Below are 14307 nucleotides of genomic sequence, written 5' to 3' on the forward strand. Positions count from 1 at the left end.
GATCGATATCAGGCAGCGCGTCGCAGAAGGCGAGGCTTCAATGCTCTGGCTTGGCCGGTTCTTCCGGTTTGGCAGAGGCAGGCGCGTCATGCGAGGCAGGCTCATGCGCATTGGGTTCATCCGGCACCGGCTGCTCGCCATGTCCGGATTCAGCGGCAACGGCTTCAACCGGGCCTTTGCCGAAAATCAGCGATTTTACATAGGCAAGGCTGAACATGCTGACGGGTTCTGGCTCCGGCGTGGAGGTCAGCAATGCCGGATCATCAGAGCCGTGGCCATCCTTGGCGGTCGGCTCTCCCTCATGCCCCCCACCATGGGCGCCTTCCGGTTCCTTGGCGCCATGGCCGTCATCGGCAGGCGCGGCCTCTCCATGCCCACCACCTTTAGCATCGCCTGATTTTTCGTGGCCTGAGGCCGCAGCGCCATGCGCATCAGCGGGTGCGTGTTCGGCGGCGGGGTCGCTGCACGGGGTAAATTCATTGAGGCTTGCAGCCAGACGTTCGGTATCTTCCAGCGGAAGGTCGATCTTCAGGCCGTAGAAAACGCCCTCATCATTTGGTGCGCCATCATAATAAAAAGCGGAGTAGGGCTTGGCCTGCGCGTCCGATGGAAGCTTGGTGACATCGGGAATGTAGACGACCTGGGCTGCCACGGCCCTGCCCCGCATATCCGAGCGCATGGTTGGACCCTTCTGATCCAGAACGGAAACCTGGACCAGATCAGGCTTCGTCTCGTCATAGGCGGATTTGGCAACACGCAATGCCGTCTTGATCCGGTCCGTACCATCGCCACCGTCGGTTCGGATGAATTTGCGGATCCACACAGCGCCGTTTTTCTTGATGTTGACGGTCTGGACCATGCTGCATTCCAGCCCGTTGACCGAGACTTGCGCGGTTCCGAACAGAGCTTCCTTGCCAACAAAAATAGCAGCAACGCCGGATGCTCCCCCCAAAAGGAGGACACCGCCACTGATCAATACGAACTTGCGAGAAAACCGTATTCTCTTGAACACTGATTTCACGTCGAACGTTCCGACATCCATTACCCCGTTCACTACCGCCGTTTCGGTGCGTCATGGATGACGGATTGCGAAACGGACCCAGCGCAGCAACCAAGAGTGTTGCCTTGCACGGGTCAATTCTGACGCCTTCTTGTTGAAGAAGATTTAACCGACGCAACAATCCACACCTGTAAATGAACCATTTTTGGACTCCACGTGGAATTGCATCAGAGAAGCCGCAACGCGCTTTATTGCGAATGATTTGCAATATCATTGACAAACATCATGTGAGACCCCAGATTGAGATTGCGAATTATTCGCATTAGGGGTTTTATAGGTTCATGATGTCATCCGCGCTCCGTATTCTCTTCTGTGCCGCCTCGCTTCTTCTGCCTCTTTCCGCCGCAGCAAGTGAAAAACCGAAGGTCGTTACCACCTTCACCATCATTGCCGACATGGCGCGCAATGTGGCGGGTGACGCAGCGGATGTGGAAAGCATCACCAAACCGGGCGCGGAAATTCACAATTACCAGCCAACCCCGCGTGACATTCTCAAAGCCCGCAACGCCGATCTGGTTTTGTGGAATGGCCTGAACCTTGAAATGTGGTTCCAGAAGTTTCTGGCAAACCTCGCGGGTGTGCCAAATGTGACGGTCAGCGATGGCATCACGCCCATGTCGATCAATGGCGGCGCCTATCAGGGCAAGCCCAACCCGCATGCATGGATGTCGCCGGACAATGCGCTCATCTATGTCGAAAACATCCGCAAGGCGCTGGCACAGATCGATCCCGCCCATGCCGATCTCTACGCGGCCAATGCCAAGGCCTATTCCGACCGCATCCGACAGGAAATCCAGCCGATGCGCGATGCCATCGCCGGACTACCGGAGCAGAAACGCTGGCTGGTGACGAGCGAGGGCGCGTTTTCCTACCTCGCCCGCGATTTCGGGCTGAAGGAACTCTATCTGTGGCCCGTCAATGCCGACAGCCAGGGCACGCCGCAGCAGGTGCGCGGCGTGATCGACGCCATGCGCGAACACACTATCAAGGTCATTTTCAGCGAAAGCACCGTTTCTCCAGATCCTGCCAAGCAGGTGGCGAAGGAAACGGGCGCGGCCTATGGCGGGATTCTCTATGTGGACTCGTTGAGCGAGGCAGACGGCCCTGTGCCGACCTATCTGGACCTGTTGCGGGTGACCACGCAAACCATTGTGAAAGGCCTGACGCAATGATGATGGGCAAGCGAAAAGGCGCGCAGACAGGTTTGACGGTCGATGATGTGACGGTGACCTACCGCAACGGCCACACGGCGCTAAAAAGCGCGAGCTTTACCATTCCGCGCGGCACCATCACGGCCTTGGTCGGCGTCAATGGTGCTGGAAAATCCACCATATTCAAGGCCATTATGGGCTTCGTGCCGTTGGCCGCAGGCTCCGTTTCGATCTTCGACCTGCCCGCTCGCGATGCGCTGAAGCGCAACCTCGTGGCCTATGTGCCGCAGGCGGAAGAGGTGGACTGGAGCTTTCCGGTTCTGGTGGAAGATGTAGTCATGATGGGCCGCTACGGCCACATGAATTTTCTGCGCATCCCCTCCAAGCGCGACCACCAGATGGTAGACGAGGCGCTGGCCCGCGTTGGCATGGTGGACTATCGCAAGCGCCAGATCGGCGAGCTTTCCGGCGGGCAGAAAAAGCGGGTGTTTCTGGCCCGTGCGCTGGCGCAGGAAGGCCAGGTCATTCTGCTGGATGAGCCTTTCACCGGGGTTGATGTGAACACCGAAGAGCAGATCGTGACGCTATTGAAGGCGCTGCGCGACGAAGGCCGCATCATGCTGGTTTCCACCCACAATCTGGGCAGCGTGCCGGATTTTTGCGACCGCGCGGTTTTCGTCAAGGGTACCGTCATTGCATCCGGCACCACCGAAGACACGTTCAACGAAGACAACCTGCAAAAGGCATTTGGCGGCAGCCTGAGGCACTTCATTTTAGGCGGAACGGATCTGCACGACGATGCCGATCCGCGCCATCTCAAGGTCATCACCGATGATGAGCGGCCCTTCGTGATTTACGGCAAGAACGGAACGGCGACGACGACGGAAGCCAAACCCCATGATTGACACGCTTCTTGAGCCATTCACCTATTCCTACATGCTGAACGCCATCTGGGTCAGCGCGCTGGTGGGTGGCGTTTGCGGGTTTCTGTCATCCTATCTGATGCTGAAGGGCTGGTCGCTGATCGGCGATGCGCTGTCTCACGCCATCGTGCCGGGCGTGGCGGGCGCCTATATGCTGGGACTTCCGTTTTCGCTCGGCGCCTTCATCTCGGGCGGTCTTGCGGCCGGTTCGATGCTGTTTCTGAACCAGAAGACCCGCCTGAAGGAAGATGCGATCATCGGGCTGATCTTCACCTCTTTCTTCGGCCTCGGCCTGTTCATGGTGTCGCTCTCGCCCACCTCCATCAATATTCAGACCATCGTGCTTGGGAACATCCTCGCGATCACCCCTGAGGATACGATCCAGCTGGCGCTGATCGGCGGCATCAGCCTTCTGGTGCTGACCTTGAAGTGGCGCGATTTCATGGTGGTGTTCTTTGATGAAAACCATGCCCGCACAGTAGGTCTCAATCCCGAACTCTTGAAGATTATCTTCTTCACGCTTCTGGCCGCCTCGACGGTCGCCGCCTTGCAAACCGTTGGCGCGTTTCTGGTCGTCGCCATGGTGGTCACGCCAGGTGCCACGGCCTATTTGTTGACAGACAGGTTCGAACGGCTGATCGGCATGAGCTTTGGCATCGGCGCTGCAACCAGCTTTACCGGCGCGTATCTGAGCTACTTCGTAGATGGCGCAACGGGTGGCATCATCGTGGTGCTGCAAACGCTGATTTTCCTCACCGCATTCGTATTTGCCCCCAAACACGGCTACCTCGCATCCCGCGCCAAGGCGAAAGCTGCGCTGGAGACAGCGCCATGAGCGAGAACATGCAACTGGCAATTCTGCCGTTCCAGCTTCCCTTCATGCAATATGCCTTCATCATCACCCTGATGATTGCGGTGCCCATGGCGATGCTATCCTGTCTGCTGGTGTTGAAGGGCTGGTCGCTGATGGGCGATGCGGTATCACACGCCGTGCTGCCGGGTGTCGTCATCGCCTATATCATCGGCATTCCCTTCTCCATCGGGGCTTTCATCGCCGGCATGATCTGCGCGCTCGGCACCGGATTTGTGAAGGAAAACAGCCGCATCAAGGAAGATACCGTTCTTGGCATCGTCTTTTCCGGCATGTTCGGGCTGGGCCTCGTTCTCTATGTGAAGGTCCAGAGCGACGTGCATCTAGACCATATATTGTTCGGAGACATGCTGGGTGTGGCGATGGGCGATATCATCGAGACAGGCCTGATTGCCGCCGCCGCAACGCTGTTTCTGGTGCTGCTGCGCAAGGATCTGCTTGTTCATGCCTTTGACGCGCAACACGCCAAGGCCATTGGACTGCCAGTACGCCTGTTGCATTACGGCCTGCTGGCCGTTCTTTCGCTGACGGTGGTGGGCGCGTTGCAGGCCATCGGCATTATTCTGTCCGTCGCCATGCTGGTGGCCCCCGGTGCCATCGCCTTTCTGCTGGCGCGGCGGTTTTCCAGCATGATTTTGGTCGCGATCACAGTTGCGGTCACAGCCTCGATCATCGGCATCTGGTCAAGCTTCCTGATCGACAGCGCGCCTGCGCCAACCATCGTCCTCATCATGAGCGGAATGTTCATTTTGGCCTTCCTGCGAACAACAATGAAGTCCCGCACGGAACAGGTCATTTAAGCCCCGAACTTTCGCGCTGAAGAGAATATTTCAGACCGGCTGGAACTTCCCGCCATGGTTCGGCGTCATAGGTGAAGGTTGGAGCCTTTAGGCCTCGACCCCATCAATTGACGCGAAGGGAACGGCCATGTTGAAGTGGGCACTGATATTTTTTGTTATTTCGCTGATCGCCGGTGTTTTCGGCTTTACCGGAATTTCTGCAGCGACAGCGGGCATCGCGCGCATTCTGTTCTTTATCGCCATTGTCGTGTTCCTGATCTTCGTTGTTCTGGCGCTGATGGCAGGTCAGGCCATTCTCTAAGACCCGATTTTAACGAAAAACGGCGGACCGCAAGGCCCGCCGTTTTTTGTTGCGTCATACCAAGATTCGCGGTCAGCCCGTCCAGCCACCATCGATCACATGGATCTGCCCAGTGGTGAAACCAGCCTCATCCGATGCGAGATAGGTGACCAGCGCTGCGATTTCCGCAGGCGTGGCGATGCGGCCCATGGGCTGGCGAGCGATGAAATCGGCCAGTGCCTGCTCATAATTGCCCGTGGCACGCAACCGCTCATGCAGCGAGGGGCTATCCACCGTGCCGGGGCAGATGGCGTTGCAGCGAACGCCCTTGGTGACGAAATCCGAAGCGATGGATTTAGTCAGGCCGATGACGGCGGCCTTGGAGGCCGTATAGGCGAAGCGGTTGGGCACACCCTTCACGCTGGATGCGACCGACGACATGTTGACGATGGCACCCTTGCCGTTTTCCAGCATGGCAGGAAGAAACGCACGGCAGGTGCGGTACATGGCTTTCGCATTCAGATCGAACGAGAAATCCCAGTCCTTTTCATCACAATCGAGAATGGTGCCGGAATGGACGAAGCCAGCGCAATTGAACAGCACATCGGCACGGCCAATCTCGGCGGCCAGCGCCTTGACGGCCTCTGCATCCAGCACGTTCAAAACGCGCGTCTCAGCGCCCTCAAGCGTTGCCAATGCGGCCTCGTTGATATCTGTGGCGATGACACGCGCGCCGAGTTCGATGAACCGTTCCGCCGTGGCGCGGCCAATGCCCTGCCCTGCGGCGGTAATGACGACCGTCTGGCCGCTGAAATTCTGCGCCATGCGCTTTCTCCTCCCGCGCCTAAGCGCCTGATGCAATCGAATATGGATCGACAATTCATAAGTAAACAGTGTATTCATGGCACGTCAAGTGAACCGGACCAGCGATGATGCATGGTGCTGTCATCTTGTGACGCAGGGCCACGATGATTGAAGACGACAATGAGAAATATCGCGCACCGGCGCTCGACAAGGGGCTCGACATTCTCGAGCTTCTGGCCAGCACGGACGGTGGTTTGACACAGGTGGAAATTGCCAAGGCGATTGGCAAAAGTCCCAATGAATTTTACCGGATGCTCGACCGGCTGGTGCGTCGCGGCTATGTGCAGCGCCAGGATGGAGACCGGTTTTTCCTGACGCTGAAACTCTTTGGCCTCGCCCATTTCCATGCGCCGTTGAGACGACTTGTATCGTTCGCCGCCCCCGTCATGCGCGACTTTTCCAACAAGGCGGGACAGGCCTGCCATCTGGCGGTCTATGATCGCGGCTCCGTCGTGGTCATCGCCCAGCAGGAACCCTCCACCTATTGGGCGCTGTCCATTCGGGTTGGTGCGCAGATGAGCCTGTTCAACACCGGCTCTGGCCATGTGCTCCTTGCCTTCCAGAACGATGCGCAGCGGGACCGGATGATTGCCGAGCAATTGCGCGGCGGTGAGGAAAAGGCCGTGCCGGATGGCTTGCTGGAAAGGCTGGCACAGGTGAGAGAAAATGGGTTTGAAAACATGCCGAGCCTGCAAACCGCAGGCGTACGCAACATGTCCGCACCGGTTCTGACGTTGGATGGCACGGCGCTGGCGGTTGTGACCTGCCCCTTCATCGCATCGCTGAACGATGGCGCACCCGGCGCCGATGATTGCCTTGCTCTGATCGGTCAGGCAGCACGAACAATTTCCGAAGTGGCGGCCGGACAATAAAAAACGCGACCGGCAGGGGACCGATCGCGTTTTCTTTGACTGGAGGTATTATACCTTAATAACGGGAGACCTCTGCAAAGGTTCCGCAAAAAATGCGGAGACCCTTAAGCGGCCAGTTCCTTGCGGACGATTTCGCGCAGGGAAACGAGATCCTTGGCAAACTGGCGAATACCTTCCGACAGCTTTTCTGTGGCCATAGCATCTTCGTTGAGCTGCCAGCGGAATGTCTTCTCGTCCATGGACTGCAATGGGCTGGCCGTTGCATTGTCGGCAGAGAGCTTGCGCTCCAGCGTGCCGGTGTCCTTGTCCAACTCTTCCAGCAGCGCCGGGCTGATGGTCAGGCGGTCGCAACCAGCCAAGGCTTCAATCTCGCCGACATTGCGGAAGGATGCGCCCATGACGACGGTCTCGATGCCGTTGGCCTTGTAATAATTGTAGATTTCACGAACCGAGACGACGCCGGGATCGGTCTCGGATGTGTAGTTCTCACCCGTGGACTTCTTGTACCAATCCAGAATTCGGCCAACGAAAGGCGAAATCAAGAACGCCTTGGCTTCTGCGCAGGCAATGGCCTGAGCCTGCGAGAACAGCAGTGTCAGGTTGCAATCAATGCCTTCAGCCTGAAGCACTTCGGCAGCCTTGATGCCTTCCCAGGTGGAAGCCAGCTTGATGAGGATGCGGTCCCGCTCGATGCCGCGTTCCTTGTAACCGGCAATAATCTGGTGCGCCTTGGCAATGGATGCCTTGGTATCGAAGGACAGGTCGGCATCAACTTCGGTCGATACGCGGCCGGGAACCAGATCCACCAGTGCAGCGCCAACCGAAATGGCCAGACGGTCTGCAACGGCGCCAACAACAGCGTCGGAATGTCCGCCCTGCTTCTTGCCCCAGGATACGGCTTCCTTCACGGCATCGGCAAACATGGGCGTGCCGAGCGCCTTCAGCACGATGGAGGGGTTGGTGGTGCAATCCACCGGCTTCAGGCGCGCAACCGCCTCGATATCGCCGGTATCGGCCACAACCGTTGTGATTTCGCGAAGTTGGTCAAGTTTGGACTTCATGCCGTTTGATCCTCGTGATCTTAATGAAACTGCTTCAAGCCAGTTTTGCCCACGCGTCAAAATTGCGGCGCCGGAACCGGTTTTTTCAAGCTGCGAGTATCGTTGTCAAAATGGCAAAGTCAAGACATTTGCGCAATCCAATTGACATAAGTTTCATACCAGCGATACTTGCTCAACAACAAAATCACGGCGAAGACAGTGGCAAAACTGAGAAGAGAGACCCATACCGCCTATTCCGAAGCCGCTTCCCTGCGGTTGCGGGCGGCGTGGCTGTATTACAATCAGGGCATGACGCAGAAGGACGTGGCCGAAAAGCTCGGCATCAGCCGCTCCACCGTCATCCGACTTCTGGACGAGGCGATGAAACGCTCCGAAGTTCAGATCTGGATCAATGAGGGCATCGAAGATTACGTCGAACTCGCCATAAAACTGGAAGCGGCCTATGGGCTGGATGAGGCCATCATCATTCCCTCGGCCTCCGCGAAAGCAGAAGACATTGCCAAGGCCGTAGGCCTTGCGCTCGGGCAGTTTCTTTCCGAAGCTGTGCCTGACAATGCCACCATCGGCGTCGGCTGGGGCCGAACCATGACGGCATCGCTGTCCAGCTTCCGCCCGCCGCGCCGCGAAAACTGCAAGGTCGTCTCGCTGTTAGGCGGTATCGTTGCCGTCCATCAGACCAACCCGCTGGACTACACATGGCGGCTGGCGAGCGCGCTGGGAGCGGAATGCTACATGTTCCTTGCGCCGCTTCTGGTGGATTCGGAAGAAACGCGCCGCGCGCTGATCGAAAAATGCGGGCTGAACACGCTGTTCGAGCTTGCCGAAAATCTCGACCTTGCCATTGTCAGCTGCGGTGATATCGGACCGCATTCCACCTCGCTCTCGGAAGGCTTTATTTCCAGAGAAACCCATGAGGAACTGGTGGCGGCGGGATGCGTCTGTGACACCATGTTCAACTTCATTGATGCAGAGGGGCGCTCGGTCGATCACCCCATCAACCAGCGCGCCATGGCGATTGGCCTCGACACGCTGAAAAAGGCAAAGCACATCGTGCTGGCCTCCGGCGGCGCCCACCGCGCCACCGCCATCCGCGCCACTATCAAACGCATCGGCTGCAACACGCTGATTACGGATGAGGCGGCGGCACGGGCGCTGCTGGAGCTGGGGGAATGGGGCGGCGCGTAATGGCGCATGGCTTTCGCCCACAGGTGGTATTGACTGGAAATTCCCGATCTGCACACTGCGTCTTCCAGACCCCTAGAATTAAAGCGAAAATGAAGAAAGTTACAATTCCTGGAGACCTCGAACGATTGCTATCTGTCGTTGGAAGAGGTCTCGACAATGGCAAGGTGGCAGACCGAGCGCTCGCCGACCTCATGGCTGCTCTATCTGCACTGCCCGCCGACAAAGTATCTAGATACGCAGTTCATATCGCTGATAACGCGAGGCTCTTCATCCACTACAACAGACCTTCGTGGTTTCAAAAGCTGCTAAGGAGGGCTCCGGTCAACCCATGGCAGGCTGCGCGCATGCCGGGCTTGAAATACCTGTTTCTTTTTCACTTTAATGGAAGAGTGAGAGAAATTGCTCTTCAAAGCATCGATGGAGAGCTTGAAAGCCCTTTCTGGTTCGGCGCAGTCTGCCTGCGATTGAACGATTGGGCAGAGCCCGTCAGAAACGCGGCCTTTTTGTGCGCGCAACGGTGCTTCCCGGTCACCGCGGCTGACATCATTGCGAAGGGGGCGGTTAGCCTCGTCCTTACCCAAAACACATGGGAACGCTGGGGTGTCGAGCGCACCGAATTGGATGCGGCATTAAGCAGGCCCGACGTCGTTGAACACATTGCCAAAATCATTCGTGAAAGGCAGACGGGGCCAGTTTCCAAGATTCTTCGTCTCATGATGAAAAGCAGCGCCATAGACATACACCTTCCACAGCTGGCTGCCGAAGCTCGCCAGCCTGCTGTTCGCGCGATGGCTGTGCAGACGATCGCTGATATGACTGCAGCATGGCCCAGCCATTGGGAATGGAAATGGATTGACAAGTTTATGGGACGGAGGAAGAAAGTTCACACGTTTGAAAGGCGTACAGTGAATGTCGAGGTGGACCGGATGGATATTATCCATGCTGCCGCCTTGGATAACGCTGCCATTGTAAGACTAGCCGCTCTGGACGCTTTGATTAAGTACGACCCTTTTTCCGCGCGCGCCGCGCAGCTAGCTCATCAGCTTAAGAATGATAAAAACCATTCCGTTCGCATGCGTGCCGACTTTTTGATATCCAAAATAAGCAAATGATTGGAGTCTCTTTCGAGCTTCAATCAAACCTTGCCCGTCTCCCACCCCAGCATGGCGCGTTTGCGGGTGAGGCCCCAGTGGTAGCCGGTGAGAGCGCCGCTTTTGCCGACGGCACGGTGACAGGGGACGACGAAGGAGATGGGGTTGGCGCCGATGGCGGCGCCGACGGCGCGGGATGCTTTGGGCTGGCCGATATCATGGGCGACGTGGGAATAGGTGACGGCCTTGCCGAGCGGGATCTTGAGGAGGCTTTTCCAGACCCGCACCTGAAAATCCGTTCCCAGCAGAACGACGCGCAGGGGCTGCTCGCTGCTCCAGCGTTGCGGATCGAAAATGCGGGCGGCGTAAGGTGCGGTGGCGGCGATATCTTCTAAGTAATCCGCGTTGGGCCAGCGGCGGGACATGTCTTCGAAACAAGCCTGCTCCTCGCCCGCATCGGCAAAGGCGCAGCCCGCCAGACCGCGATCGGTGATCATAACAAGTGCAAGACCGAAGGGCGACGGGTGGAAGCCGTAACGGATTTGCAGACCGGCACCTTTGGCCTTCCATTCCCCAGGAGACATGGCCTCATGGGTGACGAAGAGATCATGCAGGCGACCGGGTCCCGACATGCCGACTTCCAGTGCCGTTTCCAGAAGCGGCAGGCTTTTTTCGCGCAGCAGCCGCTTGGCGTGATCGATGGTCACGGCCTGAAGGAATGCCTTGGGCGAGAGGCCAGCCCAGCGCGTAAACGTCTTCTGCAACTGTGTAGGGGATTGTTCGAGCTTTGCGGCAATGGTTTCGAGAGAGGGTTGATCGCGATAATCCAGCGTCAGGATCTCAATCACGCGCCGCACGGTCTCGTAGTCTGATCCGACTGGCGTGATATCCTCGCTGAGGGTGATGCTGGCATTCATGGCGTCTCTCCTTGAACACCAACCAACCACGCAACGTCGCTTTTCTCCACCCGTTTCTTGCGCCGTGCGCTATATTCGAAGCCGCACCGTTGCCAGCGCGCCGCGAAAGGCCTTCGCAAAGGTTTCCCGGTCATCGGGATTGAGGAACGAGCCGATATCGGTCACCCGCCCCTCGCCTGAGACATGCATGGACAGGATGCCGATTTCATCATGCCGCTGCACCCGAAAGCGCGCCCAGAACGGATTGAAATGATGCTCCACCACGCGGCCCGCCGGAGAGACCTTGCGGATGGAGAGGCTGGTGCGCGACACCGTGACTTCCTCACGCGCTTTGGCCGCCCGATAATTGGCGCGAAAAGCGATGTAGAGAAGAAGAAAATCAACGCCTAGAAACAGGCCGATGGGCCATGCCCCGGTGACCATGAAGAACGTGCCATAGAGAAGACACACGGTTCCCGTGAGACCCAAAAGCACGTAAAATCCCTTGCGCCCAAGGGAGCGATAGGGAACAAGTTCCGCTGCAAAAACCGGCTTTTCGTTCACGCTGTCCACGTTGCGGTCCTCGTCCAATGCTTCGCAGGAAGCTGACATCAGATAAAAGTTAAACATGACAATTGCCAAGAAGAGATCCAGCGCCCAAACGGTGAAAAAGTCAAACGTGACAACACGTCGCAAGCCGGTCCGCGTCAAGACGCTCTACTCGACCGAAGACGTGTCCGAGATTTTCCGCCGCCTCTCCATCCAGCGGCCGGAGCCGAAGGGAGAGCTGGAACATTCCAATCCCTTTACGCTGGTGGTGGCTGTCGCACTTTCCGCACAGGCGACCGATGCGGGCGTCAACAAGGCGACACGCGGGCTGTTTGCCGTGGCAGACACGCCAGAAAAGATGCTGGCGCTGGGTGAGGAACGCCTGATCGGCTATATCAAGACCATCGGCCTTTTCCGCAACAAGGCGAAGAACGTCATAGCGCTCAGCCAGATGCTGTTCGACAGGTTTGGCGGTGAGGTTCCGCGCACGCTGGAAGAGCTGATCCTGCTTCCCGGCGTGGGTCGCAAGACAGCCAATGTGGTGATGTCCATGGCCTTCGGCGTTCCGACGCTGGCTGTCGATACCCATGTGTTCCGCATTGCCAACCGGCTCTGTCTGGCACCGGGCAAGACCCCGGATGAGGTGGAAGAGCGGCTGGTGAAGATCATTCCCGACACCTATCTGTTCCACGCCCACCACTGGCTGATCCTGCACGGACGCTATTGCTGCAAGGCGCGCAAGCCGGAATGCGAGCGATGCGTGATTGCCGATATCTGCAAATCGCCGGAAAAGACCTGCGATATTCCAGCGCCGCTGGTGGAGCTACCGGCTCAACTGATTGGAGAATGACGGGTCGCGCTTGCTGATCGACTTGTGCAGATGCACCATCATCGATGCGGCAAACAGCGGCGTCAACAGGTTGAGGAACGGGATGGCGAGGAAGGCCGCAATAACAAGACCGGCCATGAACACCTTGGTCTGATGCTTGGACCGGAACGCCCGCGCATCGGCCGGGCTACGGAAGCGCATGGCGGCAAATTCGAAAAATTCGCGGCCCAGCAGATAGCCGTTGACCAGAAAAAACGCGATGAGATTGACGCCGGGGACAAGCAGCAGCAACAGCGCAATGATGTTGCCGAGAATGACCACGCCGAAGAATTTCAGCGATGAGGGAATGGCCTCGCTCAATGGCATGGCGGTGCCCGGCGGATCGGCAGGGTAATCCTTCTTCTCGATGACCTCGGCGACATCATCCAGAAACAGGCTGGCGATGATGGCAGTGACCGGCGAAATCAGCAGTGCCAGAGCCAGTGCAAGGCCGATGCCCGCAAGAATGGCCAGAATGAAGCTCATCCACCCCGCCCATTCGGGAATGCCCGGCACCAGCTGATCAAGCCACGGCAGGGCCAGCCAGATGAAAATGCCGCGAATGGCAAACCACAGGCCCACAAGCACAAGAATCGTCAACCCTAGGGATTTCCAGAAGGCAGATCGGGTCTCGGCGGCAAAAAGGTTGCCAAAAGCAAGCCGCGCTGCGTCGAAAATCATTCAATTGCCTCCATTTAGGCGGATGATTCGGGAGTGAAATCCACGCGCCGATATGTGCCAGATAGGGCGCTCAGCCACCCTTCGCAAGAAATGCGCCGCGCTTCCTCCAAGAAAAAACACAACTCGACATTTTGCACTTGAAGAAAAGGAGGCGCTAAACTATAAAAACAAACAGGCAAAAAATCGTATATTCTTGCGACCGGGGGCGGGCAGGATGACGATGGGCCATTTTTGTACAACCTAGTCGACGCAATGAACAGCAAGATTTGCTTGTGAGATCATCATTGCGCACTAAAGACAAGACAAACGAGGCCTCGTTGGAAAAGTTGCTGATTGATCTGACCCGGACCCTGAAAACGGGAACGCCCTCTGAACGGCGGATTGCAAAATACATCATCGAGCACCTGGCGGAGTTGCCATTCGAGACGGCTGCGACGCTTGCTGAAAAACTCAACCTCAGCCCGATGACGGTCGGTCGATTCCTACGCTCGCTGGGCTATCGCCAGCTGAGCGACATTCGTGAACATCTGCGTGAAGAGCCCCGCGTGGTGGAAACCGCGCCTGTATCCAAACAGGAAACGCCACAGACACCATTGTCGTCTCTCATGCTGCAACAGATCCAGGCCGTTCAGGCCGTGTATGATCTGGCGGGACAGCCCGTTTGGAAGACGGCGCTTGCCAATATTGCCGAGAGCAAACAGGTCTTCGTCGCCTCCTCTGCCGAAAGCTTCGGCATCTGCCGTTACTTCTACACCAAGCTGCTGGAATGTCGTGAGCGGGTTCACTACCTGCCTCGCGACAGCGCATCCTACATCTCGCTGATGGACGAGCCTGCCGATGGCACCCTGCTGATCCTGATGGACTGCGGTGGCGAGCTGACCGAATTGCAACGGCTTGCGAAAATGGCCATGAAGGCTGGCTACGCGACAGTGCTGATCACCACCCGCTTTTATGAGTGGGGCCCTGACAGCGCCGACATCTGCCTGACCATTCCGCTCAGCCAGAACGGCGGCCACAGCATGTTGCAACTGGTGGCCATTACCGAGTTCGTGCTGCATTCACTGCCGCAGAAAACCGATACGGGCCGCAAGGACCGCTACCGCCGCATCGGCGATATGCAGAAGGTCATGAAAGGCTAATCTGCTGCTTTGCTAG

16 protein-coding genes are annotated in these 14307 nt (G+C 57.5%); 10 read left to right on the top strand and 6 right to left on the bottom strand.

The annotated features are described in order from the left end of the window. Nucleotides 1–37: 37 nt before the first annotated feature. On the bottom strand, nt 38–1021 hold the full coding sequence (locus RQI55_RS18985) for a hypothetical protein (protein ID WP_243255053.1): 984 nt from the start codon (nt 1019–1021) through the stop codon (nt 38–40). A gap of 320 nt (nt 1022–1341) precedes the next feature. On the opposite strand from RQI55_RS18985, the gene RQI55_RS18990 reads away from it, so the two are divergent. The 5 genes from RQI55_RS18990 (at nt 1342) to RQI55_RS19010 (ending at nt 5106) form a co-directional block, all read left to right on the top strand. Beyond that, nucleotides 1342–2232, top strand: coding sequence for a metal ABC transporter substrate-binding protein (locus RQI55_RS18990; RefSeq protein WP_243255052.1), 891 nt, complete (start codon nt 1342–1344; stop codon nt 2230–2232). Continuing rightward, the gene (locus RQI55_RS18995) at nt 2232–3116 is read left to right on the top strand and encodes a manganese/iron ABC transporter ATP-binding protein (protein ID WP_409233754.1); all 885 of its coding nucleotides are present in this window, start codon (nt 2232–2234) and stop codon (nt 3114–3116) included. Before RQI55_RS18990 ends, RQI55_RS18995 begins: the two co-directional genes overlap by 1 nt. Further along, nucleotides 3109–3969 (top strand): metal ABC transporter permease, encoded by an 861-nt coding sequence (locus RQI55_RS19000; RefSeq protein WP_311273256.1) that lies wholly within the window; start codon nt 3109–3111, stop codon nt 3967–3969. Before RQI55_RS18995 ends, RQI55_RS19000 begins: the two co-directional genes overlap by 8 nt. Continuing rightward, a complete protein-coding gene (locus tag RQI55_RS19005; protein ID WP_311273257.1) occupies nt 3966–4805 on the top strand; it encodes a metal ABC transporter permease in 840 nt (279 codons plus the stop codon). The genes RQI55_RS19000 and RQI55_RS19005 overlap by 4 nt, the downstream gene beginning before the upstream one ends. A 127-nt stretch (nt 4806–4932) precedes the next feature. Next, nucleotides 4933–5106: a DUF1328 domain-containing protein gene (locus RQI55_RS19010; protein WP_311273258.1), complete on the top strand. Its 174-nt coding sequence runs from the start codon at nt 4933–4935 to the stop codon at nt 5104–5106. A gap of 72 nt (nt 5107–5178) precedes the next feature. On the opposite strand, the gene RQI55_RS19015 is transcribed toward RQI55_RS19010, so the two are convergent. Then, a complete protein-coding gene (locus RQI55_RS19015) occupies nt 5179–5910 on the bottom strand; it encodes an SDR family oxidoreductase (protein WP_311273259.1) in 732 nt (243 codons plus the stop codon). Between the two features lie 143 nt (nt 5911–6053). On the opposite strand from RQI55_RS19015, the gene RQI55_RS19020 reads away from it, so the two are divergent. Next, nucleotides 6054–6821 (top strand): IclR family transcriptional regulator, encoded by a 768-nt coding sequence (locus tag RQI55_RS19020; RefSeq protein ID WP_311273260.1) that lies wholly within the window; start codon nt 6054–6056, stop codon nt 6819–6821. Between the two features lie 104 nt (nt 6822–6925). Here the strand turns inward: RQI55_RS19020 and tal are convergent, their stop codons facing one another. Beyond that, on the bottom strand, nt 6926–7882 hold the full coding sequence (tal, locus tag RQI55_RS19025) for a transaldolase (protein WP_311273261.1): 957 nt from the start codon (nt 7880–7882) through the stop codon (nt 6926–6928). Between the two features lie 198 nt (nt 7883–8080). Between tal and RQI55_RS19030 the strand changes: the two genes are divergently transcribed. Continuing rightward, a complete protein-coding gene (locus RQI55_RS19030; protein WP_243255048.1) occupies nt 8081–9067 on the top strand; it encodes a sugar-binding transcriptional regulator in 987 nt (328 codons plus the stop codon). Nucleotides 9068–9156: 89 nt separating this feature from the next. Next, the gene (locus RQI55_RS19035; protein WP_243255047.1) at nt 9157–10179 is read left to right on the top strand and encodes a hypothetical protein; all 1023 of its coding nucleotides are present in this window, start codon (nt 9157–9159) and stop codon (nt 10177–10179) included. 23 nt (nt 10180–10202) lie between these two features. Here the strand turns inward: RQI55_RS19035 and RQI55_RS19040 are convergent, their stop codons facing one another. Together RQI55_RS19040 and RQI55_RS19045 are read right to left on the bottom strand one after the other, a co-directional pair. Further along, nucleotides 10203–11075, bottom strand: a complete 873-nt coding sequence (locus RQI55_RS19040) for a bifunctional helix-turn-helix domain-containing protein/methylated-DNA--[protein]-cysteine S-methyltransferase (RefSeq protein WP_243255046.1) — start codon at nt 11073–11075, stop codon at nt 10203–10205. A 69-nt stretch (nt 11076–11144) separates the two neighbouring features. Next, nucleotides 11145–11666, bottom strand: coding sequence for a DUF2244 domain-containing protein (locus RQI55_RS19045; RefSeq protein ID WP_243256911.1), 522 nt, complete (start codon nt 11664–11666; stop codon nt 11145–11147). A 16-nt stretch (nt 11667–11682) separates the two neighbouring features. Between RQI55_RS19045 and nth the strand changes: the two genes are divergently transcribed. Continuing rightward, on the top strand, nt 11683–12453 hold the full coding sequence (nth, locus tag RQI55_RS19050; protein WP_243255045.1) for an endonuclease III: 771 nt from the start codon (nt 11683–11685) through the stop codon (nt 12451–12453). Here nth and RQI55_RS19055 read toward each other — a convergent pair. Then, entirely contained in the window at nt 12427–13152 is a 726-nt protein-coding gene (locus RQI55_RS19055; RefSeq protein WP_042617670.1) for a sulfate transporter family protein, read from the bottom strand. The genes nth and RQI55_RS19055 overlap by 27 nt on opposite strands. Nucleotides 13153–13469: 317 nt before the next feature. Here RQI55_RS19055 and RQI55_RS19060 point away from each other — a divergent pair, with 317 nt between their 5' ends. Next, entirely contained in the window at nt 13470–14291 is an 822-nt protein-coding gene (locus tag RQI55_RS19060) for a MurR/RpiR family transcriptional regulator (protein WP_236727935.1), read from the top strand. Nucleotides 14292–14307: the final 16 nt, after the last annotated feature.

The organism is Rhizobium sp. WCS2018Hpa-16, assembly GCF_031843705.1.
Taxonomy (GTDB): domain Bacteria; phylum Pseudomonadota; class Alphaproteobacteria; order Rhizobiales; family Rhizobiaceae; genus Agrobacterium; species Agrobacterium tumefaciens_C.

What these genes read in the sequence shown, in the direction of transcription:
- RQI55_RS19020 (WP_311273260.1), top strand. Translation starts at nt 6,054, where the DNA reads ATGATTGAAGACGACAATGAGAAATATCGCGCACCGGCGCTCGACAAG.
- RQI55_RS19055 (WP_042617670.1), bottom strand. Translation starts at nt 13,152, where the DNA reads ATGATTTTCGACGCAGCGCGGCTTGCTTTTGGCAACCTTTTTGCCGCC.
- RQI55_RS19045 (WP_243256911.1), bottom strand. Translation starts at nt 11,666, where the DNA reads ATGTCAGCTTCCTGCGAAGCATTGGACGAGGACCGCAACGTGGACAGC.
- RQI55_RS18995 (WP_409233754.1), top strand. Translation starts at nt 2,232, where the DNA reads ATGATGGGCAAGCGAAAAGGCGCGCAGACAGGTTTGACGGTCGATGAT.
- RQI55_RS19035 (WP_243255047.1), top strand. Translation starts at nt 9,157, where the DNA reads ATGAAGAAAGTTACAATTCCTGGAGACCTCGAACGATTGCTATCTGTC.
- RQI55_RS18990 (WP_243255052.1), top strand. Translation starts at nt 1,342, where the DNA reads ATGATGTCATCCGCGCTCCGTATTCTCTTCTGTGCCGCCTCGCTTCTT.
- RQI55_RS19010 (WP_311273258.1), top strand. Translation starts at nt 4,933, where the DNA reads ATGTTGAAGTGGGCACTGATATTTTTTGTTATTTCGCTGATCGCCGGT.
- RQI55_RS19040 (WP_243255046.1), bottom strand. Translation starts at nt 11,075, where the DNA reads ATGAATGCCAGCATCACCCTCAGCGAGGATATCACGCCAGTCGGATCA.
- RQI55_RS19005 (WP_311273257.1), top strand. Translation starts at nt 3,966, where the DNA reads ATGAGCGAGAACATGCAACTGGCAATTCTGCCGTTCCAGCTTCCCTTC.
- RQI55_RS19015 (WP_311273259.1), bottom strand. Translation starts at nt 5,910, where the DNA reads ATGGCGCAGAATTTCAGCGGCCAGACGGTCGTCATTACCGCCGCAGGG.
- RQI55_RS19000 (WP_311273256.1), top strand. Translation starts at nt 3,109, where the DNA reads ATGATTGACACGCTTCTTGAGCCATTCACCTATTCCTACATGCTGAAC.
- nth (WP_243255045.1), top strand. Translation starts at nt 11,683, where the DNA reads ATGACAATTGCCAAGAAGAGATCCAGCGCCCAAACGGTGAAAAAGTCA.
- tal (WP_311273261.1), bottom strand. Translation starts at nt 7,882, where the DNA reads ATGAAGTCCAAACTTGACCAACTTCGCGAAATCACAACGGTTGTGGCC.